Here is a 22,551-nt window from a genome sequence, read left to right on the forward strand (position 1 = left end):
AGGCCGGGTGGACCGCGACGAGCTGGCCCTGGAGGTGGGTCGAGAGCTCGGTGATCGCGATCCCCTTGTCGGCGAGCATGCCGGTGATCTCGTCGCAATAAGTCTGGCTTTCGGCCGCCTTCTCAAGATCGAACAGGCGCGCGTCGTTGCTGGGCAGCTGGATCCCCTCGTAGCCGAGCGCGGCGGCCCATTCGGCGATGCTCTCGAGGCTGTTGAAAGGGGCTTGCGGCCCGGCGAACTGGGCGAGGAAGATCGCCGGTCCCTTGATGGTCTTCATGTCGTGCTGGCCTTGAAACGGGAGGAAACGGTTAGGGGAACGCGACCCAGCCGAGGTTTTCGCGGCTTGCGCGCACGGCGGTGTCGATCAGCTGCATGCCGCGAAGGCCATCGGCCATTCCCGGCACGAGCGCACCTTCCTCGCCGCGCAGCATTCTTGCAAAATCGCGGTAGAGGTTGGCGAAGGCCTCGAGGTAACCTTCCGGGTGTCCGCCCGGCGTGCGGCTGGCGGCCAGCGCGGCGGGGCCGAGCGCGGCGTCGCCCGCCTGGATCAGTTCGGTGCGTCCGTCGAGATGCATCAGGCGCAGTTCGTTAGGGCACTCCTGCTTCCAGTCGAGGCCCGCCTTTTCGCCATAGACGCGCAGGCGCAGGCCATTGCGCTCACCCACGCTGATCTGGCTGGCGAGCAGGCAGCCGCGCGCCCCGTTGGCAAAGCGCAGCAGGATCTGGCAATCGTCGTCGAGAACGCGTCCGGGCACCACCGCACCGAGATCGGCGAGAAGTTCGCTGACCGTGAGCCCGGTGACGAATTCGGCCAGCTGGAAGGCGTGCACTCCGATATCCGCGATGCACCCGCCCAGCCCCGCCCGCGCCGGGTCCAGCCGCCACTCGGCCTGCTTGCCCGCGGCCTCCCCGGCCAGCCAGCCCTGCGGATATTCGACCAGGACCTTGCGGATCGCGCCGAGCTCCCCGGCCGCGATCCGGCTGCGCGCCTCGCGCACCAGCGGATAGCCCGAATAGGTATAGGTCAGCGCGAAAGGCACGCCGCTCTCGGCGACGAGGCGCGCCATCTCGCGCGCTTCCTCGAGCGTGGCCGTGGCCGGCTTGTCGCAGATCACCGCAACGCCCGCCGCAAGCGCCGCGCGCACGGCGGGCAGGTGGTGGAAATTGGGGGTGGTGACCGCGACGAAATCGATCCCGTCGTCGCGTTCGGCCTCGCGCGCGAGCATCGTCGCCAGATCGGGATAGGCCCGGTCAGGGTCGATGCCATAAGCGCTTCCCGCCAGGCGCGAGCGCGCCGCGTCGCTGCTGAAGGCGCCAGCCACCAGCTCGATTTCGCGGTCCATTTCCGCAGCGAGGCGATGCACCGGACCGATGAACGATCCCGGTCCGCCGCCGACCAGTCCCATGCGCAGGCGAGCCATGCGAACCTTTCCTTCTCCCGACGTTTTGTAATTAGTATTCTAATTTGATCGAGCCCCCACGGTCAAGCCGCGAATGGCAAGATTTAAGTCATTGACCTGGGTCAAGCGGAGCGATACCAGATAGGAATATAGGTTCTAATATGCGTCACGTAGAACGCAGTTGGGAGTAGGATGAACCCGATCTCGCGCTTTTTCAGTCGCCTCACGCTCGTCCCCCAGGGGATCACGCTGGTTGCCGCCGGCTTTCTGCCGATCTTTGCGATCGTCTCGATGTTCCCGATCGTCGCCTCGATGATCGGGCACTTCCAGACCGACCCCGACGCCGCCTCGAAAGTGCCGCTGATGGTCACCGCACCGGGGCTTACGGTCGCGCTTCTCGCCCCGTTTGCGGGCTTCTTCGTCGATCGCTTCGGGCGTCGCCGGCTGCTGCTGGGCTGTACGCTGTTCTACGGCGTGTTCGGCACGCTCCCCTTCTTCCTCGACGATCTCGACCACATTTTCGCGAGCCGCCTGGCGCTCGGCATCTGCGAGGCGGGCATCCTGACCATCGTCAACACGCTCATCGGCGACTACTGGGACGACGAGCGCCGCCGCAACTGGCTGTTCCTGCAAGGCGTGGTGGGACCTTTCCTCGCCTCGGGCGTGATCCTGCTCTCGGGCATGGTGGCAAGCGTGCGCTGGAACGGCGGCTTCCTCGTCTACCTCGTCGCCTTCCCGATCTTCCTCGCGATGCTGGCCTTCCTGTTCGAGCCCAAGGGCGCAGCCGCGCACGACAATCCCGAACCCAACGCCAGCCATCACGACGGCAGCTCCAGCGCCTTCCCCTTCGGGGCGGCCATCGCCGTCGCCGCGATGACGCTCTTCGCCTCGGCGCAATACTACGTCTTCATCGTCAATGGCTCGATCGCTTTCGGCGAGATCGGCGTGAAGGATCCCGCCGCCGTCGCCCAGATGAGCTTCCTGCCCAGCCTCTTCGTGATGGTGGGGGCGCTGATCTTCCGCCTGCTCTCGGGCCGGTCGAACGCGGTTCAGCTTGGGACGTTCCTCGGCATCCTGGGCACCGGCCTTGCGATCATCGGCCTGGCGCGCGGTCCGGCCGAGATGATCACGGGCCTGTGCATCCAGCAGACCGGCGCGGGCATGGCCGTGCCCACGCTGATCGCCTGGGCGCAGACCAAGTTCCCCTTCGCGCATCGCGGACGCGGCATGGGAATCTGGACGGGGGCGTTCTTCTTCGGCCAGTTCAGCTCGCCCTGGCTGGTGCACAACGTGGTCGGCCTCGTCGGCTCGATGCAGGGCGCGTTCCTGTGCGCGGGGATCACCGCATTGGTCGTGACCGCCGGTGCCCTGGTCCGCGCCGGGATCGGCGGCACCGGAACGCGCGTCATGGCCTGACGCCGTCGCACTTTCGCGGATATCGAGAAGCCCGGCATGGCCAAGCGCCATGCCGGGCTTTTTCGTGGCTGTTGCGGGGCGACGCCCGGCAGCGCCGCAGCGACGACGTGCGACGGGGCAGAACCACCCAATGGCGTCGCGAAGGCCTTCCGCGCGAAGGCCCAATGTCCGGGGACCGGTCCGCCGACCCCACCAGGTAGCCTTACCTCGCAATTAGCCGACGGATCCACGCGCTGGCATTTGCAGCCAAAAAGGGTTCGCCCCGCCTTGCGGCCCCGCCCCTCGCGCACCACGACACCTCGGCAAACCAGCGCACCGCAGCCCTCCCCGGCCCCACATACGAAAAGGCCCCGCCGGACATGTGTCCGGCGGGGCCTTTTCGCGATCACTCCGCCCCCGGGGCTTAATCCGGGGGCGAAAGCCGGGATCAGAAGTCCACGCTGCCGCGCACACCGAAGGTGCGCGGGGGCTGGAACTGGTAGGTGTTGAGGTCGGAATTGAAATTGCGCGCCGCGTAGGAGAGCACGTTCTTGTCGAAGATGTTCTTCACGAAGGCGGTCAGCTTCCAGCCGTTGTCCGAGGCGTAGCCCAGCGTGGCGTTGGCCATGGCGTAAGCGGGCGAGCGCGTATCGGCGTTGTTGAAGACGCTGAAATAGTAGCTCGAGGAATACTTCACGTCGACGTGCGCGGTGACCTTGCCGGCGGGCATCATGAAGTCCTGGTCGACCGAACCGGTCACCACGAACTTGGGGGCGTTGGGCAACTGGTTGCCACCGATCTGCTGGGCCACGCCGCCGCCGTCGTTCACCTCGATGTTCTGGCCGAACTTGGTGTGCAGGTAGGTTCCGTTGACCCCCAGGCGGGTGTGTTCGGCCACGAGCGCGTTGATCGAACCTTCCGCGCCATAGATCTTCGCGCTGCCCACGTTGAACGTGCCCGCGCTGCCGTCGAGCGCGTCGGCGGTCTGCGAGGCCTGGTAGCCGCGATAGTTGGTGTAGAAGATGTCGGCGTTGATCTGGAGAGTGTTGCCCAGCAGCGAGTTCTTGGTACCCAGTTCGAACGCGTCCACGGTTTCCGAGCCATAGGGGATCGAGGCGGCGCTGCCGTTCGAGTTGAAGCCGCCCGGCTTGTAGCCGCGATCGTACTTGCCGTAGATCATGGTGTCGGGCGTGGGCTTGTATTCGAGGCCGCCGTGCCAGGTTGGCTTGCTTTCCTTCATGTTGCCCGAGCCATCCACCGAGAACGGCACGGACGAGAGCATCGGGAAGGCCAGCGCGGCGAGATTGAGCACCGACCCGCCCTCGCGAACCTTCTTGTCCCAGGTGTAGCGCCCGCCAAGGCTCGCGGTCAGGGTGTCGGTCAGATCATACTCGAGCTGGCCGAACACCGCCTTCGAGCGCGTCTTCACGTCGTAGTCGAACTTGATCCCGTAGGTGCGCGAGAAGTCGAACGGCGTACCCGCGAAGGGCGCGTACATGTCGTAGTCGAAGACGCCCGAATCGATCGTGTTGTCTTCCGAGAAGTAGAAGAAGCCGGCCTGCACGAAGAGACCGTTGGTCTTCTCGTTGCTGATGCGCAATTCGTGGTTCCAGGTCTTGGGCTTTTCGTTCTGGCGGAACTGGCGTGACGCGAAGGGATAGGCGACGCCGGTCGCGTCGAGGACGTTGTTCCACTCCGCGGTGTCATAGCCCCCCTGGTACATGAAGTTGAGGCCCATGTCGGCGGCATAGGACAGTTCCCAACGGATGCGGTCCAGGGTGACACTGGTCGACTGGGGCACGTTCGAGCTGGCCTTGCCGATGTTGTCGACGTCGATCGCGGTCTCGAGAGGGCGGGTGAACTGCGCGTCGCCATCGACGGTGCGCGAATCGTGCTGGTAGGAGACCAAGGCGCTCAGGCCGCCCGACTGATAGAGCGCCTGGATACGACCCGAGGCGAAGTTCTCGTCGTCGAGGCGGCGCATCACGCCGTCGGAGCGGCGATAGCCATCGTGGCTCTGGAACGTGCCCGAAGCGCGCACCGCAAGGGTGTCTGTGAGCGCGAGATTGGCGCCCAGCTCGCTGTTGAACGTGCCGTAGTTGCCCACTTCGAGCGAGGCGTAGCCGCCGTTCTCGAAGCTTGGGCGCTTGGTGATGATCGAAATCAGGCCGCCGGTGGAATTGCGCCCCTGCAACGTACCCTGCGGGCCCTTGAGCACCTCGATGCGATCGAGGTCGTACATCGAGGAGGCCAGCGAGAACGAGCGGTTGGTGAAAAAGCCGTCGCGCGCGACCGGCACCGAAGGGTCGCCGATCTCGGTCACGTCGGTCGAGGCGATGCCGCGCACCGCGACATAGGCCGAACCGGTCGAAGTCGCCATGTTCACGCTGGGGTCGATCGCGGTCAGGTCGCGGACCGAGGCGATGCCCTGGTCGCGCAGTGCATCGCCCGAATAGACGTTGAGCGCGGTGGCGGTGTCCTGCGCGCTCGAGGCGACGCGGTTGGCGGTCACGATGATGTCGCCAAGGCCCTGCTGCGCGGCGGTGTCGCCTTCGTCGGCACTTTGCGCCAGGGCCGGCAGGGGCACGGCGAGCGCGGACACGGAAATGAGCAGGTGATGAAGCTTCACGGCATTCCTCCCAAAATGCGCGGTCGGGAATTTTCCCATACCGTCAGTTATTAAAACTCGAATTTGAGTTCTAATTAAGGGTGGGATGGGGAGCCGTCAAGCCTCATGACAAACGCCTGCATCGCGCAAGCGCGAATGCGGATTTCAGGCAACACCGAGCGCGCCGTCTCCCGTAGGGAGGCCGCGCGAGGCAAGTCGTCAGGAGGGTTCTGGTGGGGCGCTCAGGGGTTGCAGGTCAGGTAGGCAAGGCACATGCGCCCCAGCTCGACCTTGAGCGAACCCCAATCCTGCGGGTGGACCGATTCGCCGGTCGAGCCGAGGCTGAGTTGCCGGGCCAGCGTCGCAAAAATGATCTGGTAGGCGGCATTCGCGCGGACTTCGTTGTCCTCGCCTGCAAATTCGCCGCGGAACACCAACATCGTCTCGGTCGCGAGCTTTGCCGCGCGATTCGCGCTGGCGCGGCCCGGTTCGGCCACCAGGGGATCGAAGGCGGCGCGCATCATGCTGAGGCGCAGCAGCGGGGCATGTTCGCGCAACAGCTCGGCAAAGGCCTCGACGTAGCGCGGCACGAATTCGGATAGCGTCGAGCTTTGCGCGCGCAAGGTGTCGATCATCGCGTCCTCGGCCTTGGCGATGTCGCCAAGGTGATCGGCGATCACCGCGCGCACGAGGTTCTCCTTGCTCTCGAAGCGAAGGTAAATCGAACCGATCGAGACGTTGCCCTGCTTGCTGACGTCCTGGAGCGTGAATTCCTCGCTCCCACGCTCGAGCATCAGCTTGCGCGCGGTGGCGAGCATCCGTTCGAAGGAGGCCTTGCTGCGCCCCTGCAGGGGCGTGCGGCTCACCGTATCGACGGCAAACGTGTTTTTGCCGGAACGCGGCGCGGGCTTGATTGACATGGGTGCCATCATCAGCTTATCAAAATCAGAACGTCAATTCTAATTGAGAGTCGCCGCCCCAAGGCGGGACCTATTCACCGGGGGAGGTTCCTTTGCGTTTTTCCGTTTTCCTGAACGCCCGTTCGCTTGGTCCCGAGCAGGATCGCCAGTTGATGAAGGATCTGGAAAGCCACGCCAAACTGGCGAGCCAGAACCATTTCGACGCGATCTTCCTGCCCGACCACCACTTCAACGGCTACATGCCGGTGGCGAGCGACAGCTTCATCTTCGCCGGGTACCTCGCCGCGCAGATGCCGCATATGCACTTCGGCTTCTCGGTGGTCTCGGTGCCGCTGCACCATCCGGTGCGCCTTGCCGAGCGCATCAACGTTCTCGACCAGTTGACCGACGGCAAGCTGCTCGTCGGCGTGGGTTCGGGCACCACGCCCGAGGAGATGATCGGCTTTGCGGTCGACTATCGCGATGCGGGCCGGATCTCGGACGGCAACCTGGAGATCATCGAGCAGCTCTGGGCCAAGCAGATGGAAGACCCCGCGGTCGTCATCGACAACGGTCCCTACAAGGGCCGCGTGCTCCAGCGCATCACGCCTGCGCCCTATAGCCCCGGGCACGCGCGCCTGATGCCCGTCGCGATGAAGGAGGCCAGTTCGCGCCGGGCGGCCGAGAACGGCTGGCCCGCCTTCATCCCGGCGTTCACCCCGCCCCGGATCGGCGGCACCGAGCCGTTCGAGCACGTCGCCAAGTGGTTCGGGATCTACAAGGGCTTCCTCGAGGACGCGGGCCATGCCCCCGAAGTGGTCGCCTCCGCGCTCGACTGGACGACGCACACTTACCAGTGCGTCCACGTTGCCGAGAGCGATGACCAGGCCCGCGAAGAGCTTGAAGTGATCCTGCGCGCCTATCAGGACGCGGTCGAGCGCGAAGCCGAGTTCAACGCCCGCGCCGAGAGCGACGCGGCCAACACCAAGACCGACCGCACCCCCAACGCGCTCTCCGAGGACTGGATCGGCACCTGGTGTCTCTACGGCTCGCCCGAGACCGTGATCGAGCACCTGATGCCGTATCAGGAGCTGGGCATCGGCAATATCCTGTGCGGCACCACCACCGGCCCGCTGACACAAAAGCGCCTCGAACTGGGCAACCAGACCGTCGAACTGCTTTCGAGCAAGGTCATGCCTGCCCTGCGCGCGGCGGTTCCGGCATGAGCGCGCCGCGGATCGTCGGGATCGGCGGCACCAACCGGCAAGGTTCCTCCAGCGAGCGCATGGTCCGCGCGGTGCTCGAGGCCTGCGCGGCGCGGGGCGGCGAGGTGGTCCTGTTCGACGGCCCGTTCCTCGCCCGCCTGCCCCATTTCAATCCCGAGGACCCGGCGCGCACGCCCGAGGAAAGCGAACTGGTCGAAGCGGTCCGCACGGCCGATGCGCTCGTCATCGGTTCGCCCGGCTACCACGGCGGCTATTCGGGCCTGGTGAAGAACGCGGTCGACCTGCTCGAGGACTTGCGCGGGGACGCGCGCTGCTATTTCGACGGCATGCCGGTCGGCCTGCTCGTCACGGCGGCGGGCAGGCAGGCTTGCGGCACCACGCTTTCGGCGCTGCGCGACGTCGTCCACGCGATGCGCGGATGGCCCACCCCCATCGGCATCGCGGTCAATTCGGTGGCGCAGCGCCCCTTCGCGCCCGACGGCGCGCTGGCGGATCCGCAGATCGCCGAGACGGTCGACGCGCAGGCCGCCCAGATCATGGACTTCGTCGCGAACGCCCGCGCGCGCCAGGCGAGCGCGGAGGTCGCCGCATGACGACGCTTGACCTCGGACAGTCCTGCGCGCTCACCGCGGGCGGCGCGATGTGGGCCTCGCAAGCGATCGACTACGCCGGCATTCCCGCCTTCACCATGTCCGACGGGCCGCTCGGCATCGCCAGCGGCAAAGTCGACGAACGCGACGTGGCGCGCCTCTCCCCCTGCCCGACGCTGCTCGGCGCGACCTGGGACCGCGAGCTTTGCCGCCGCGTCGGCGAAGTGACCGGCCACGAGGCAGTGGCGCGCGGGATCGACGCGGTGCTCGCCCCCAACGTCAACCTGGCCCGCAGTCCGCTTGCCGGGCGCGCCTTCGAATACTTCTCCGAGGACCCGGTGCTGACCGGCGTGCTCGCGGCGGAGTGGACGAAGGGCCTGCAGGCAACGGGCACCGCCTCCATTCCCAAGCACCTCGTGTGCAACGACAGCGAGACCGACCGCGACAACGTCAATGTGCGCGTCGACGAGCGCACGCTCCGCGAAGTCTACCTGCTGCCCTTCGAATACTGCGTCAACGCGGGATGCGCGGGCCTCATGGCCGCCTACAACAAGGTCAACGACGCCTGGTGCTCCGAACAGGCGCACGTCCTTACCGACATCGTGAAGGGCGAATGGGCCTTCCCCGGGCTGGTGATGAGCGACTGGTTCGGCACGCATTCGAGCGTGGGCACGATCTCGGCAGGCCTCGATCTCGAGATGCCCGGCCCCGCCCGCTTCATGGGCAGCAAACTCCTGCCGCTCGTCGAGAGCGGCGAAGTCGAGGCCACGCGGATCGCCGATGCCGCCGCACGTGTCGCATATACCGCGCGCAAGGCGACCGGCGCCAAGGCACCGGCCCCGGACGCGCACGACGTCGACGAGACTTTGGTCGAAGCGGCGGCGGCGGGCTTCACCGTGCTGCGCAACGAAGGCAGCATGCTCCCGCTCGCTCCGGGAGAGGTGAAGCGGCTCGCGGTGATCGGACCCAACGCCTTCGCGCCCTGCTTCCAGGGTGGTACCTTCGCCAAGATCTCGATCTCGCCCGAGGCGCCGACCCCGGTCGAGACGCTGCGCGCGCTCTATGGCGAGACCTGCGAAGTGGTCTGCGAACCGGGCATCGACCCACAGCCGCGCCTGCCCGCGATGCCCCTCGTGCCCGCGCACGACCTTGGCGATGGCTGCACGGCAGGCCTCACCGTGCGCTATTACGACCAGCCCGGCTGCGCGGGACCCGTGCGCAGCGCGGAGACGCGCAACACCAATTCGCTCGTCTGGTTCGTGGGCGTGCACGACGACACCGCCGACTTCGCAAGGCCCGGCTCCTTGCGCGCCGAAGGCCGCTACACCGCGCGGCATACGGGCCTGCACAGCTTCCACCTCGGCTCGACCGGGCTGGCGCGCATCCTCGTGGATGGCGAGGAAGTGATCCGCTGCGGCGGCGCGGTGCCAGCCAAGGACGTGATGGGCCACCTCAAGCGCGGCGACAGCGACGCGGTGACGCTGCGCCTCGAGGCGGGGCAGGAAATTACCGTGACGGTCGAGTTCGACTGGACCGGGGGCCGGGTGGCAGGCCTGTGGTACGGCCTGCGCGGGCCGGACAGCGCCGAGGAAATGCTCGCCCGCGCCGTCGAGGCCGCACGCGATGCCGAGGCCGTCTTGCTCTTCGTGGGCGAGACCTCCGATTCGAGCGTGGAAAGCAAGGACCGCAAGGACACGCGGCTCCCCCAGGGGCAGCTTGACCTCATCGACGCGGTCTCCGCCGCCAACCCGCGCACGGCGGTGATCGTCAACGTCGGCCATGCCTTCGACGCCGGCTTTGCCGACACCGCGCAGGCGCTGCTTTCGGTGTGGTATCCGGGCGAAGGCTATGCCCGTGCGCTCGCCGAAGTGCTGAGCGGCCAGCGCGAACCCTCGGGCCGCCTGCCGGTAACCATCGCCGCGCAGGAAAGCCATTACCCCGCCTTCGATCTCACCCCCGAGGCCGACGGCAGCCTGCCCTATCGCGAGGGGACGGCGATCGGCTATCGCGGCCTGGCCGCCGCCGGACACCGCGCCCGCTATCCCTTCGGCTATGGCCTTGGCTATGGCGTGCTCGACTGGTCCGAGCCCGGCCTCGACGGCGACCAGCTCCACCTGACACTGGCGAACCCCCACGCCCGCGAAGTCAGCGACGTCGTGCAGGTCTACCGCGACGAACCCGAACGCGCGCTGGTGGGATTTGCCCGCTTCACCCTGGCCCCCGGCGAAAGGCGGCGCGTCGCCGTGCCGCTCGAAGCCATGGCGCTCAGGATCTGGAGCGAGGACAGGTGGTCGGCGCTTGCGCCTTCCGGAGGCCTGCGTCTCGCGCGCCATTGCGAGGATGAGGGCGTGGTCGTGGCCAACGCCGCGCTCGCTTCGAACTGAGTGTGCCCCGGAGCCCTGCCCGCGCAGGGTTCCGGAAGGCCCTCCGGAAAGGACGACGGGGGCGCGATCAGGCCAGCCCGAGCAGCGCGAGCAGCGCCAGGCTGATCGCGCCCAGCGCCAGCAACGAGAGGACGACCGCCGCGCTCACGCGCCCTCCCGCCGCGGCCACCGTGCGCACATCGACGCCGAGCCCGAGCGCGGCCATCGAGACCACCGTAAGGCCACTGGCAAGCGCCTGCGCCGGCGCGATCAGCGCGCCCGGCACCAGCTCCAGCGAGCGGGCCGCGACGCACGCCAGGAAGCCCGCGATGAACCACGGCACGAGATGGGCGAGCCCCGGAGCTCGGGGCTCCCCGCCGCCCGCGACCGTCTCGTCCGCGCGCGGCGGCGCCCCGGCGAGGCGCGGCGCGAGAAGCGAGAGCACCAGGCACACCGGCCCCAGCATGAGCACGCGCACCAGCTTGACCAGCGTGCCCGTCTGCACCGCCACCGCGCCCAGCGGCGGCGCCGCCGCCAGCACTTGCGGCACCGCGTAGACGGTGAGCCCGGCCAGCGCGCCAAACGCCACGCCCGTCAGGCCGAGCGCGAAGGCCAGCAGCGGCAGGCCGAGCACGACCACCACGCCCAGCACGGCGGTGAAGGCGATCGCAGCGGCCACCTCGTCGCTGTCGGCCCGGATCACCGGGGCCACGGCCGCGATCGCCGAATTGCCGCAGATGGAGTTCCCGCAGGCAACCAGCAGCGCCATGCGTAGGGGCAGTCCCAGGAGGCGCCCGATCGCGAAACTGGTGAAGATGGCGAGCACCACCACCCCGGCGATACCGCATAGCAGGCCCGGCCCCGCCGCCAGGATCGTCGCCGCGCTGACCGAGAGACCGAGCAGCACGACGGCCAGTTCGAGCAGGAATTTGGCGCTGAAGTCGATCCCCGCCTGAAATCGGCGGCCGGGCGTCCAGAGGCTGCGCACGACTGTTCCGACGAGGATCGCAAGCACCAGGGCCTCCACCCAGGCCTTGCCGAGGCGCGCGCGCTCAAGGTGCTCGAGACCATAGGCAAGCGCGCTCACCAGAAAGCAGAGCAGCAATCCGGGTATGTGCGCGCGGCAGCGATCGAAGAGACGGGACATGCGCGATTTCCTTTCGCACCACGAGCTAGGCCGCCGCGTTCAATCCTTCCAACGGATTGATCTTGTCATTTCAATCGTCAATCATGATCATTCGTGGTAACGCCTTGCGCATGACCCTCGACCAGTTGCGGATCTTCGTGGGCGTCGCGCAGCGCGAACACGTCACCGCTGCGGCGCGCGCCCTCCACATCACCCAGTCCGCCGCCTCGGCGGCGATCGCCGCGCTCGAGGAGCGCCACGGCGTCAAGCTGTTCGACCGGGTCGGGCGCGGCATCGCGCTGACCGAGGCGGGGCGGCTGTTCCTGGCCGAAGCGCGCGCGGTGCTCGCCCGCGCCGCGCAGGCCGAGACCGTGCTGGGCGAACTCGGCGCGCTCGAACGCGGGACGCTCACCCTCGTCGCCAGCCAGACGATCGCGGCCTACTGGCTGCCCCCGATCCTTGCCGCCTTTCACCGGACCTACCCGGCGCTGGGCCTCACGCTCCAGATTGCCAACACCCAGCAGGCTGCGCGGCGGGTGCGCGAGGGCGAGGCCGATCTCGGCATCGTCGAAGGACTGGTCGAGGACCCCGCGCTCGCCCGCTGGACGCTCGGGCAGGATCGGCTCGTGCTGGTGCGCGCCGCCCCGTTCGGACCCGAGACGATCGACGCGCCGTGGCTGCGCGCGGCGCCCTGGGTGCTGCGCGAGGAAGGCTCGGGAACGCGCTCGGCCTGGGCCGCCCACATGCGCGCGCTTGGGCTCGATCCCGAGGAGCTCGACGTCCACCTCACCCTGCCCTCGAACGAGAGCGTGCGCACGGCGGTGGAGGCGGGCGCAGGGCTTGCCGCGCTTTCCGCGCTGGTGGTGGCGCCGGCGCTGGCCTCGGGCACGCTCCACGCCGCATCTCTTGCCTTCCCCGCAAGGCCCTTCTTCGCGCTGCGCCACAAGGAGCGCTACCGCACGCGCGCGGCCGAAGCTTTCCTGAGTCTCGTCGAGAGCTGGCCCGAGAGGTCGGCGAATCAGGGAGCCGGCTGCGTGGCGGGCATCGGCGCTGCGGGCGCGGCTCCGGCGGGAGCCAAGCGGAACGCGAAAGGATAGCGCGCGCCCTCGATCGTCACCGTCAGGCGCAACTGCGCGTACGAGCCCCCGCTCGCCGCGCCGGGCACGACGATCATCCCGCCGTAGCTGCTGCCCGGATCGACCGTGGTCGTCTCGAGCGCCTGCGCGCCGAGTTGCGCAAGGGTGTAGTCGAGCTTGCGGTCGATCCCCCGGATCGCCATGGCGCCGCCCGTCACCGCCATCGCCGCGCCGACCTGGCCGGGTGTGTCGTCGTGCCAGTGGATCGCCTCGACATACCCCGGGCCACCAGGCCCATGGTGCGGATCGCCATGCCAGCGGTAGACGGTCCCCTCGCGCGAGGCGGTCGAGGCGACCCCGACCACGACCCCGGCGAACAGCGCGGTGCCGATCTTGGCGCCGCGCGCCTTGTCCTTCGCCGCGCGTTCGAGCTGCTCGGAGGTGGGGATCGCGAGCGGCGTGCCGTCGCGCGTGACCGCGACATTGGCGGTCCCGAAATTTACCGCGCGCTCGCCCTCGTTGAAGAAGGCCAGCGAGAAGGCGACGCGCCCGTCCTCGACCGGCAGCGGGCGGACCTCGACGGTGCCCTGCGGGAGTTTGAGCGACACTGTCGGCGTGCCGTGGTCGTAGCGCGCGGTCTCGGCGCCCAGGTGTTCGGGGGTAAGCGCGAGCGGCGTCGCCGCCCCGGCCGCTTCGGGCAACAGGGCCAGCGCCGCGAGCAGCGGAAGGAAGGGAGATTTCATGGCGTCTCGCTTGGTCTGGGAAATGGGGGTGGCGCGCGCAGCACGAGGGGGGCTTGGGGGACGGGCTGCGCGCGCCGGATCGAGGCGGGCACGGGCGAAGAGCGCGCCCGGACCTGCCTCGATCGGGGACCTGGAACTACCAGCCGCCCGCGACGGACTGGACGATGACCCCGCTCGACTGGCGGATCAGCACGAAGTTGGTGCCCGCAAAGTACCAGCCGTAGCCAGGAGGAGGCGGGGCGAGGCCGTAACCCGCCGGATTGACCACGACGTAGCGGCGCATCTCGACCGGGAACGTGACGCCCACCACCCAGGTCGTGTGCACATAGGCGCGCGGCACCGCGTAATAGCCGTAGCCGGGCGCGAAGTAGTACCCCGCGCGCGGGCCCTTGTAGTAGACGAAGCCCGGATGCCCGCGCCACCATCCCGGCCGCCCGCGGTCGACCACCACGACGTTCGTGTGGCCGTGGCGGGGCGGCGGGGGAGCGCCGTGGCCGTCATGATGGTGCGGCGGCGGCGCGTGGCCCGACGGGGGATGGCCCCCCGGCGGGGGACCACCTTGCGCGTCGGCGGGCAGCGCGAAGGCAAGGGCGAGGCCGCCGACCAGCGCAGCGACCAGCGCAACGCCATGGCGCGAGCGGCGCCGGGTGAGGAAAGGGTCTGGAACATTCACGTCGGGGGGCTCCTATCTGGTACTCCCCGAGGTTGGCCTCCCCGTGCAAACGCCGTTCGCGCACAATGTAACGATTTTTCTCAGGCCCCGCTCAGCGCTCACGGCGCAGCGTCAGGATGGCGCGGAAGCCGCCTTCGCGGCGGTTCTCGAGCCGCAGGTCGCCCTCGTAGCGGCGCGCCAGCGCCTGCACGATCGAGAGGCCCAGGCCCACCCCCCCGGTCTGCCGCGCGCGCGAAGGCTCGCTGCGCTCGAACGGGCGCAGCAGCCGCGCGAGATCGCCTTCGGCAACCCCGGGGCCCTCGTCCTCGACGAGGATGTGGACGCAGTGCGTTTCCACCAGCACGCGCACCCGCGCGCTGCCCCCGCCATAGCGCAGCGCGTTGTCGAGCAGGTTGGCCATCATCCGCTGGAACGAGAGGTGCGAGGCGCACACTTGCACGTTTTCGCCCACCGGCGCGATCGCGATGTCCTGCGCGCTGCGCCCCCGCTCGAGCGCGAGCGCGGCCAGTTCGGTGCGCAGCTCGCAGCTCGCGAGCTCGGTCGCGCCGCTCGCGGATTCGCGCGCAAAGGTCAGCGTATCGGCGAGCAGGTCGCGCATTTCCGCAATGTCCTGCGCGGCGAGGCGGCGCTGTTCGGGGTCCTCGATGAACTCGCTGCGCAAGTCCATGCGGGTCAGATAAGTGCGATAGTCGTGCGCGATTGCGGCCAGCATGCGCGTGCGCTCCTCGAGCAGGACCTTGAGCCGCGCCCTCAGGTCACGGATCGTCTCGCCCAGTTCGACGAATTCGCGCGGACCGGGCAAGTCCACCGTATCGAGCCGATCCTCGCGCACCGCGCGGGCCAGCCGTTCGACCGGCCGCGTCGACTGCGCCGCGAGCCAGAGCACGACGAGAATGTCGAGAACGGTGACGACCAGCAGGAACAGCACGAGATTGCTCAGGATCTTGGTGATCGGCGCGGTCACTTTCTGCTCGACCGCGAAGGCCTGCCCATCGGGAAGCTGGACCGTGACGCGGATCGGGCTCGAGGTGATGCCGGGCTGGTCCTCGAAGCTGCGCGGCACGTCCGAACCGAAGACCTGGACCCGGAACGGGCGTCCCCCGAGCGCGTCGCGGTAACGCACGAGCGTCTCGGGGGTGACCGCGCCGGGCATCGCGGCCGGAAGCGCGGAGCGCAGCGTGACGCGCAAGGTGGCGTCGCTGAAGGCCCGGTCGAGCTGCGCGTGGGTTTCGGGCGGGGTGCGCTCGAAGGCGGCTGCGATCAGCGCCACCTTGGTCGGGTCGGGCAGCCGGTAGAAGGGCTCCATGTGCGCCGGATCGGCGAACTTCAGGAAGACCCCGATGATTGCGATCATCGCCAGGAGATGGAGGACGACGATGACCGCGATGCGCTCGCGCAGGCGGATCGAACGCAGGCCCATCAGCCGCGGCTCACGTCCGCACGACGCTCGGCACGAAGAGGTAGCCGTCGCCGCGCACGGTACGGATCATGCCCGAGCCGCGCGGCTGGTCGCCCAGCTTGCGGCGAAGCCGGCTCATCTGCACGTCGATCACCCGGTCGAACGGGTTGGCCGCCCCCCCGCGCGTCCAGTCGATCAGGAGATCGCGCGAGAGCACCCGGCGCGGATGGAGCACGAGCGCGTGGAGCAAGTCGAACTCGCTGGTGGTCAGCAGCACCGGCTCGCCCGCCGGGTTGGTGAGGTCGCGCGCGCTCGCGCGCAGCACCCAGCCCTCGAAGCGGAAGGTCTCGCCGATCTCCTCGCCCCCGGCGGCCACGATGTCGCGCGTGCGGCGGATGATCGAGCGCAGCCGGGCCAGCAGTTCGCGCTTGTTGAAGGGCTTGGCGAGGTAATCGTCGGCGCCCAGCTCGAGCCCGATGATGCGATCGATCGGATCGTCCTTGGCGGTGACGATGAGGATCGGCAGGCGCGGCATTTCGACGCGCAGGCGCCGGCAGATGTCGAGCCCGTCCTCGCCGGGCAGCATGAGGTCGAGGATCAGGCAGTCGAGCCGCGCCAGCACGTTCTCGTCGAGACCGCGCGAACCTTCGAAGGCCATGACCGTGAAGCCTTCGCGCTCGAGCAGCGACTTGACCAGCTCGCGGATGCCCGGATCGTCCTCGACCACCGCGATCGTGCCCTGCGAGGGGGCCTCGTGCGCGACCTGCGCGCGATTTTCCGGGAATGGGACGGTCATCGGGTCGGGTCTTCCTGGCGCATCGGGTAGCGGAGAGCTGGGGCGAATACCCCCTCCCGCACGTCCGGGCGAGGCCCGGATGGTGCGGGAGGGGGGCGACCCGCGAGGCGGAGTGGGTAGGCTCAGCGCCGCTTGGCGGCGGCGGCGCGCAGTTCGGCGGGGGTGACCTTGCCGTCCTTGTCGGTGTCGACGAAGGCAAAGCCGCGCTCACGGTGGCCCGAGGCCGTCCATTCGGCGAGCGAGAGCGCACCATCGCCGTCGGTGTCCATCTTGGCGAACATCGCGCGCGCCTGTTCCTGCTGTTCGGGCGTGGGGGCGGTCTGCGCGCGTACGCCCGTCGAACTCGCCGCCAGGGCGCCCAGGGTGAGCAAAAGGGGAAGTGCCTTCATCGAAAATCCTTCGTGTTCGCGTCACTCGCAAGGTGAGCTGCCCCTTCCTTAGCCGGTCTGCGCGGCTCCCGTTCGCGACAAACGTGAAGAGACATTTCCGTTTGTAACGAACCTGCGCCCCGCCGCCAACAGCACGGGTTCCGGCCGAAAATGGCGCGCATGGCCCCGGGCCGCTCTGCAACAATCGGTTACATTGGCCATGATCGGCTGTTGCACGCACCCGCCATTGCCCGGGTCTCGACCTGCACCGGGGCGCGCCGTCGCCCCCCTCCCCGGCCATGGAACCACGATGCCCCCCCTTCGCCCCCTGTTTCCCGCCAGCGCGCTGTTGCTGCTGCTTGGCGCCTGCTCGCACGACGCGCCCGCCAAGGACGAGCGGCGCCCCGTCGCCGTCCTCACCCTTTCGCGCGAAGCCCATAGCTACGAGACGCGCTTTACCGGCACGATCCGCTCGGCCTTCGAAAGCCAGGTCGGCTTCGAGGTCGCCGGACGCATCGTGGCGCGCGCGGTCGAGCCGGGCGACATGGTGCGCGCGGGCCAGGTGCTGATGCGGCTCGATGCGCAGGACTACGCCCGCGCGCTCGACAGCGCCGAGGCGCAGAGCGCGGCCGCGCGGACCGGGGCCGCCACCCAGCGCGCCGACCTCGCCCGTTCGCGCGAACTGCTCGCCAAGGGCTTCATCTCGCCCGCCGAATTTGACCAGAAGCAGGCCGAGACCGCGCAGGCTAACGCGCAGTTGCGCGCCGCCGCCGCGCAAGCAGGCACCGCCTCGGCGCAACTGGGCCGCACCACGCTGCGCGCGCCGCGCGCGGGCGTGGTGACCCAGGTCGAGGGCGAAGTCGGACAGGTCGTGGGCGGCGGCCAGGGCGTGGTCATGCTGGCCGACACGCGCAAAGTGGAGATTGCGGTAGCGCTGCCCGAAGGCGGCCTCGACCAGGTCCGCCGCGCCGCCGCGCTCAGCGTCAGCAGCTGGAGCCAGCCCGAAAAGCGCTATCCCGCGCACCTCCACTCGATCGCCGGGGCCGCCGATCCGGCGACGCGCACCTTCGCGGCGCGGGTCACGGTCGACGTGCCGCCCGGCGTGCTGGCGATGGGCGAAAGCGCCGAGCTTCACGTCGTGTGCGAACCGGCCCGGAGCGGCGATAGCCCGGCGAGCTTCGACGTGCCGCTGAGCGCCGTCGCGCAAGGCCGCGACGCGAAGAACGGCGCGCGCGCGCAGGTCTGGGTGGTCGACCGCAAGACCCTCACCGTGTCCCCGCGCCCGGTGCGCCTCGGCACGCCGAGCGGCCATACGATCCGCGTCGTCTCGGGCCTTAAGCCGGGCGAAACCCTCGTCACCGCCGGGGTCCAGCTCCTCCACGCGGGCGAGAAAATCCGCATCGTCGACGTGCCCGCCTCATGAGCGACACCTGCGAAAACGCCGCGAAGCCGCGCGACGGCAACTTGTCTCGCTGGGCGCTGGGACACCGCCAGTTCGTCGGCTTCCTCATCGCCGTGGCGAGCGTGGCGGGCCTCCTCTCCTACCTTTCGCTCGGCCGCAAGGAGGACCCCGAGTTCACCGTCAAGACGATGATGATCACCGTCGGCTGGCCGGGTGCCAGTGCCCAGCAGATGGGCCAGCAGGTGATCAAGCCGATCGAGACGATGCTGGCCGAGAACATCCCCGAGATCGACTACGTCAAGAGCAAGGCCCTGCCCGGCCGTGCCACGATCAACGTCACCCTGATCTCGACCGTCAAGAGCAGCCGCATTCCCGACATCTGGTACGACGTGCGCAAGACCGTCACCGACAACCGCGCCGATTTGCCGGGCGGCGTCGTCGGCCCCGCCTTCAACGACGAGTTCGGCACGACTTACGGCAACATCTACGCCATCACCGGCGAGGGGTTCGGCGAGCCGACCCTGCGCCGCTACGCCCAGACCCTGCGCGACCGCGTCCAGCAACTGCCCGACGTCGCCAAGACCGAACTTGTCGGCGACCAGGACGAGGCGGTCTACGTGACCTACGACAGCGCGCGCCTGGCCGGCACCGGGATCACCCCGCAGGCGATCGCCGACGCGCTCGAGGGCACCAACGCGGTCGCGGCCTCGGGCATCGTCGAGGCCGGGCCCGAACGCGTGCGCCTGCAGGTCAGCGGCGCTTACGACGCGCTCGCCGACATCACGGCCACCCCGATCCTCGTCGACGGGACCAGCGTCCGGCTCGATTCGATCGCGCGCGTCGAGCGCAAGCCCGTCGATCCGGCGAGCTTCACGATGCGCTTTGGCGGTCACGATGCCGTCGCGGTGGGCATCAGCCTGCGCTCGGACGGCGACGTTGCGCGGCTGGGCGAGAACTTGCGCGACACCGTCGCGCAGCTCCAGTCCGAGATGCCGCTGGGAATGAGGATCGCGACCGTCTCCGACCAGACCCGCGTGGTCGACGAATCGGTGGGCGAATTCACCCGTTCGCTGTTCGAGGCGATCGTCATCGTGCTCGCGGTGAACTTCCTCTCGCTCGGCTGGCGGCCGGGGATCGTCGTCGCCTTGTGCATCCCGCTGGTGCTGGCGATGACCTTCACGGGCATGTTGATGATGGGCATCGACCTCCAGCGCATCTCGCTGGGCGCGCTGATCATCGCGCTCGGCCTGCTCGTCGACGATGCGATCATCGTGGTGGAATCGATCGCGACCCATCTCGAGGCGGGCTGGACGCGCCTGCGCGCGGCGGTCAGCGCCTATACCGTGACCGCCAAGCCGATGCTCATCGGCACGCTGATCACCGTCGCCGGGTTCCTGCCCATCGTGATGAGCCAGGCGACCGCCAGCGAATACGTGAAATCGCTGTTCCAGGTGATCGCGCTCGCGCTTGTGCTCTCGTGGATCGTCGCGGTGATCTTCACCCCCTACATCGCCTTCCACCTGCTGCCCCAGCGCGAGAACGCGCGCGAGGACGCGCCCGAGCCCGACGAACAGTACACCGGCCGCTTCTACGCCTGGTTTCGCCGCGTGCTTGAACACTGCCTCACCCACCGCAAGCTCGTGGTCGGCGTGAGCGCGGCTCTCTTCGTGGCCTCGCTCGCGCTGTTCCAGTTCGCCGTGCCGCGCCAGTTCTTCCCCGCCTCGGACCGGCCTGAAGTGGTCGTCGACCTCCAGCTTTCGCGCAACGCCAGCTTCGCGCAGACCCAGGCGCTGGCGACGCGCATGGAAGTGCTGCTTGCCGGCGACAGCCGGGTGACGTCGGTGACGAGCTACGTCGGTGGCGGTTCGCCGCGCTTCTATCTGCCGCTCAACGTGCAGACCCCCGACCTGACGCTCGCCGAACTGGTGCTCCAGACCACCGGCGAGGAGGCGCGCGAGGACGTGATCGCCCATGTGCAGGACCTGCTCGCCACCCGTTTTCCCGAGGTGCGCGGCCGCGTCAGCCGGCTCGAGAACGGGCCTTCGGTGGGCCAGCCGGTGCAGTACCGCATCGCAGGCGACGACCTGGCCGCGCTCGAACCCGTCGCCGAGCGGCTCGAGACGCTGCTGCGCCAGGAGGCGAGCACGCGCGACGTCAATTCCGACCTCGGCGAACCGCTCAAGGCCATCCGCGTGCGCCTCGACCAGGACAAGGTGCGCGCCCTCGGGCTCTCGACCAAGACCGTCCAGCAATCGCTCCAGACCGCCCTTTCCGGCGCAGGCACGACGACCTACCGCGACCGCGACCTCGGGCTCGACGTGATCCTGCGCCTCGACGAAGCCGAACGCACCGATCCCGCGCGCATCGCCATGCTGCCCATCGCAACCCCGCAAGGCACGGTGCCGCTCGCGCAGCTTGGCCACGTCGAGGCGGCGAGCGAACCCTCGGTGCTCTACCAGCGCAACGGCCAGCCCACGATCACCGTCTCGGCCGACGTCGAGGGCGAACAGGCGAGCGAACTCACCCGCCGCATCGAACCCGAGATCGCGAAGCTGCGCGCGCAGCTGCCTGCGGGCGCCTCGATCGTCCAGGGCGGCTCGCAGGAGCAGAGCGCAATCAGCCAGCGCGCCACCCTGGCCGCCGTGCCCTATGCCGTCTTCGCGATCGTCGTGCTGCTCATGCTGCAACTCCAGGACGTGCCGCGCATGCTGGTGGTGCTGGCAACGGGGCCGCTGGCGATGATCGGCGTCGCGCTCATCATGGCCGCCTTCCGCATCCCCTTCGGCTTCGTCGCCATGCTCGGCTCGCTTGCGCTGTTCGGCATGGTGCTGCGCAATTCGGTGATCCTGATCGCGCAGATCGACGCGCTCTCCGGCCACGGCCGCACCATGCGCGAGGCGGTGCGCGAAGCCGCCGTCCACCGCCTGCGCCCAATCATGCTGACCGCACTCGCCGCGATCCTCGCGATGATCCCGCTTACCCGCTCGACCTTCTGGGGCCCGATGGCCTGGGCGATCATGGGCGGGCTGATGGTCGCGACCCTGCTCACCCTCATCGTCCTGCCCGCGCTCTACGAGCTGGTCTTCGACCGCCGCAAGGCCGCCCCGGCCGGAGAGGAGCCCACCCGATGAACCGCTTTCTCGCCACTTGCGCCGCCGGCGCCCTCTGTGCCCTTGCCCTGCCTGCGCAGGCCACCGACCTGCTCGAGGCCACCGCCGCCGCGCTGCGCCACGATCCCGACCACGCCGCCGCCCGGGCCGCGCGCGATGCGGGAAACGAGGCCGACGCGCAGGCCCGCGCGCTCAAGCGCCCCGCCGTCCAGGCCCAGGGCGGCTACCAGTACGGCCGCACCGAGACCAACGCCCAGCTGCCCGAGGACCTTGATCCCTATTTCTCGGGCAGCCGTTCGGGCAGCCGGGCGAGCGTCGCCGTCCAGGCGGTGCAGCCGATCTACGACGCCGCCAAGGCCGCACAGGCGACCCAGCTTCACGAAAAGGCGGCGAGCGCGCGCGTGCAGTTCGCGGGCGAGCAGCAGCAGCTCGTGCTGCGCGTGGCGCAGGCCTATTTCGGGGTGCTTTCGGCCGAAGATTCGCTGACCGCCACCAGGCGCCAGTACGAGGCGGCCGAGGAACAGCGAAAGAGCGCGCAGGCCCGCTTCGACGCCGGACGCGCGCGCATCACCGACGTGCGCGAGGCCGAGGCGCGGCGCGACCAGAGCAAGGTCGCGAGCATCGCGGCCGAGACCGACCTCGCGCTTGCCCGGGCCCAGTTCGGCGAACTGACCGGGCTTTCGGGCGAAGGCCTCGAGCGCCCGCGCGCCGATTTCGTCCCCGGCCTGCCCCCCGTCTCGCTCGACACCGCGACCGCGACGGCGCAGGATCAGGCCCCCGCCGTCCTGGCCGCCGAGCACGCCGCGCGCGCGGCGGGCGCCGACGTCGACCGCTACAGTCTGGCCGGACGTCCGGTGGTCGAGGGCGTCGCCAGCTATCAGGGCCAGTACCGGCTTGGCGGCGACAGCGGCAACGGCGTGATCCCCGACCGCATCGAGACCGCCTCGGCCGGAATCCGGGTGACCATCCCGCTCTATACGGGCGGCGGCCTCGCCTCGCAGCGGCGCGAGGCCGAGGCGCTGACGCTCCAGGCCACGCGCGAACTCGAGGCCGCGCGGCGCGACGCGCGCCTGCAGGCGCAGAAGGCCTGGTATGCGGTCGGCAACGGCGCGCGCCGGATCGCGGCGCTGGGCACCGCGACCGGCTCGGCCACGGCGCAGGAAGACGCGGCGGCAACCGGGCTCGAAGTCGGCATCCGCACCCAGGAGGACGTGCTCGACGCCCAGGGACAGAGCATCGGCACCGACCGCGACCGGCTTGGCGCCATCTACGACTACCTGCAGGCGCGCCTCCAGCTCGGCGCGGCCATGGGCCAGCTCGGCGAAGAGGACGTGCGTGCGCTCGAACGCGACATGCGCGGGGACTGAACGCCAAGGG

At 69.1% G+C, this 22,551-nt stretch carries 17 protein-coding genes and 1 pseudogene; 8 read left to right on the forward strand and 10 right to left on the reverse strand.

The annotated features are described in order from the left end of the window. Window positions 1–277 (reverse strand): annotated as a pseudogene (locus tag HT136_RS21280) (sugar phosphate isomerase/epimerase); the annotation flags it as partial. A gap of 31 nt (window positions 278–308) precedes the next feature. Then, window positions 309–1,421, reverse strand: a complete 1,113-nt coding sequence (locus tag HT136_RS21285; RefSeq protein WP_214201873.1) for a Gfo/Idh/MocA family protein — start codon at window positions 1,419–1,421, stop codon at window positions 309–311. Between the two features lie 171 nt (window positions 1,422–1,592). Here HT136_RS21285 and HT136_RS21290 point away from each other — a divergent pair, with 171 nt between their 5' ends. Further along, a complete protein-coding gene (locus tag HT136_RS21290; RefSeq protein WP_214201874.1) occupies window positions 1,593–2,816 on the forward strand; it encodes an MFS transporter in 1,224 nt (407 codons plus the stop codon). Window positions 2,817–3,243: 427 nt separating this feature from the next. Here HT136_RS21290 and HT136_RS21295 read toward each other — a convergent pair whose 3' ends face one another. Together HT136_RS21295 and HT136_RS21300 are read right to left on the reverse strand one after the other, a co-directional pair. Next, window positions 3,244–5,424, reverse strand: a complete 2,181-nt coding sequence (locus HT136_RS21295) for a TonB-dependent receptor (RefSeq protein WP_214201875.1) — start codon at window positions 5,422–5,424, stop codon at window positions 3,244–3,246. A 221-nt stretch (window positions 5,425–5,645) separates the two neighbouring features. Next, window positions 5,646–6,323 carry a TetR/AcrR family transcriptional regulator gene (locus HT136_RS21300; RefSeq protein WP_214201876.1) on the reverse strand — a complete coding sequence of 226 codons (678 nt, stop codon included), beginning with the start codon at window positions 6,321–6,323 and terminating at the stop codon, window positions 5,646–5,648. Between the two features lie 92 nt (window positions 6,324–6,415). Between HT136_RS21300 and HT136_RS21305 the strand changes: the two genes are divergently transcribed. From HT136_RS21305 to HT136_RS21315, 3 genes are read left to right on the forward strand one after another with little or no spacing between them, the layout of a single operon-like run. After that, the gene (locus HT136_RS21305) at window positions 6,416–7,528 is read left to right on the forward strand and encodes an LLM class flavin-dependent oxidoreductase (protein WP_214201877.1); all 1,113 of its coding nucleotides are present in this window, start codon (window positions 6,416–6,418) and stop codon (window positions 7,526–7,528) included. After that, a complete protein-coding gene (locus HT136_RS21310) occupies window positions 7,525–8,121 on the forward strand; it encodes an NADPH-dependent FMN reductase (protein WP_214201878.1) in 597 nt (198 codons plus the stop codon). The genes HT136_RS21305 and HT136_RS21310 overlap by 4 nt, the downstream gene beginning before the upstream one ends. Further along, window positions 8,118–10,502 (forward strand): beta-glucosidase, encoded by a 2,385-nt coding sequence (locus tag HT136_RS21315; RefSeq protein ID WP_214201879.1) that lies wholly within the window; start codon window positions 8,118–8,120, stop codon window positions 10,500–10,502. The genes HT136_RS21310 and HT136_RS21315 overlap by 4 nt, the downstream gene beginning before the upstream one ends. A 67-nt stretch (window positions 10,503–10,569) precedes the next feature. On the opposite strand, the gene HT136_RS21320 is transcribed toward HT136_RS21315, so the two are convergent. Continuing rightward, window positions 10,570–11,628, reverse strand: coding sequence for a YeiH family protein (locus HT136_RS21320; protein ID WP_214201880.1), 1,059 nt, complete (start codon window positions 11,626–11,628; stop codon window positions 10,570–10,572). Between the two features lie 110 nt (window positions 11,629–11,738). Between HT136_RS21320 and HT136_RS21325 the strand changes: the two genes are divergently transcribed. After that, on the forward strand, window positions 11,739–12,704 hold the full coding sequence (locus HT136_RS21325; protein ID WP_214201943.1) for a LysR substrate-binding domain-containing protein: 966 nt from the start codon (window positions 11,739–11,741) through the stop codon (window positions 12,702–12,704). Here HT136_RS21325 and HT136_RS21330 read toward each other — a convergent pair. The 5 genes from HT136_RS21330 to HT136_RS21350 all read right to left on the reverse strand — a co-directional run bounded on the left by HT136_RS21330 (window position 12,626) and on the right by HT136_RS21350 (window position 16,683). Next, window positions 12,626–13,426: a hypothetical protein gene (locus tag HT136_RS21330; protein ID WP_214201881.1), complete on the reverse strand. Its 801-nt coding sequence runs from the start codon at window positions 13,424–13,426 to the stop codon at window positions 12,626–12,628. The genes HT136_RS21325 and HT136_RS21330 overlap by 79 nt on opposite strands. A gap of 136 nt (window positions 13,427–13,562) precedes the next feature. After that, window positions 13,563–14,099 (reverse strand): RcnB family protein, encoded by a 537-nt coding sequence (locus tag HT136_RS26665; protein ID WP_214201882.1) that lies wholly within the window; start codon window positions 14,097–14,099, stop codon window positions 13,563–13,565. Between the two features lie 91 nt (window positions 14,100–14,190). Further along, window positions 14,191–15,519, reverse strand: a complete 1,329-nt coding sequence (locus HT136_RS21340; RefSeq protein ID WP_214201883.1) for a sensor histidine kinase — start codon at window positions 15,517–15,519, stop codon at window positions 14,191–14,193. Window positions 15,520–15,529: 10 nt separating this feature from the next. Beyond that, window positions 15,530–16,294 carry a response regulator gene (locus tag HT136_RS21345; RefSeq protein ID WP_214201884.1) on the reverse strand — a complete coding sequence of 255 codons (765 nt, stop codon included), beginning with the start codon at window positions 16,292–16,294 and terminating at the stop codon, window positions 15,530–15,532. 122 nt (window positions 16,295–16,416) lie between these two features. Continuing rightward, the gene (locus tag HT136_RS21350; protein ID WP_214201885.1) at window positions 16,417–16,683 is read right to left on the reverse strand and encodes an EF-hand domain-containing protein; all 267 of its coding nucleotides are present in this window, start codon (window positions 16,681–16,683) and stop codon (window positions 16,417–16,419) included. Window positions 16,684–16,972: 289 nt separating this feature from the next. Here HT136_RS21350 and HT136_RS21355 point away from each other — a divergent pair, with 289 nt between their 5' ends. From HT136_RS21355 to HT136_RS21365, 3 genes are read left to right on the forward strand one after another with little or no spacing between them, the layout of a single operon-like run. Next, on the forward strand, window positions 16,973–18,085 hold the full coding sequence (locus HT136_RS21355) for an efflux RND transporter periplasmic adaptor subunit (protein ID WP_214201886.1): 1,113 nt from the start codon (window positions 16,973–16,975) through the stop codon (window positions 18,083–18,085). Further along, complete coding sequence (locus tag HT136_RS21360) at window positions 18,082–21,195, forward strand: efflux RND transporter permease subunit (protein ID WP_214201887.1); 3,114 nt, start codon at window positions 18,082–18,084, stop codon at window positions 21,193–21,195. The genes HT136_RS21355 and HT136_RS21360 overlap by 4 nt, the downstream gene beginning before the upstream one ends. Next, window positions 21,192–22,541 carry a TolC family outer membrane protein gene (locus tag HT136_RS21365; protein ID WP_214201888.1) on the forward strand — a complete coding sequence of 450 codons (1,350 nt, stop codon included), beginning with the start codon at window positions 21,192–21,194 and terminating at the stop codon, window positions 22,539–22,541. The genes HT136_RS21360 and HT136_RS21365 overlap by 4 nt, the downstream gene beginning before the upstream one ends. The last annotated feature ends 10 nt before the right edge of the window (window positions 22,542–22,551 follow it).

Origin of the sequence: Novosphingobium profundi, from assembly GCF_018491765.1 — a bacterium.
GTDB lineage: Bacteria > Pseudomonadota > Alphaproteobacteria > Sphingomonadales > Sphingomonadaceae > Novosphingobium > Novosphingobium profundi.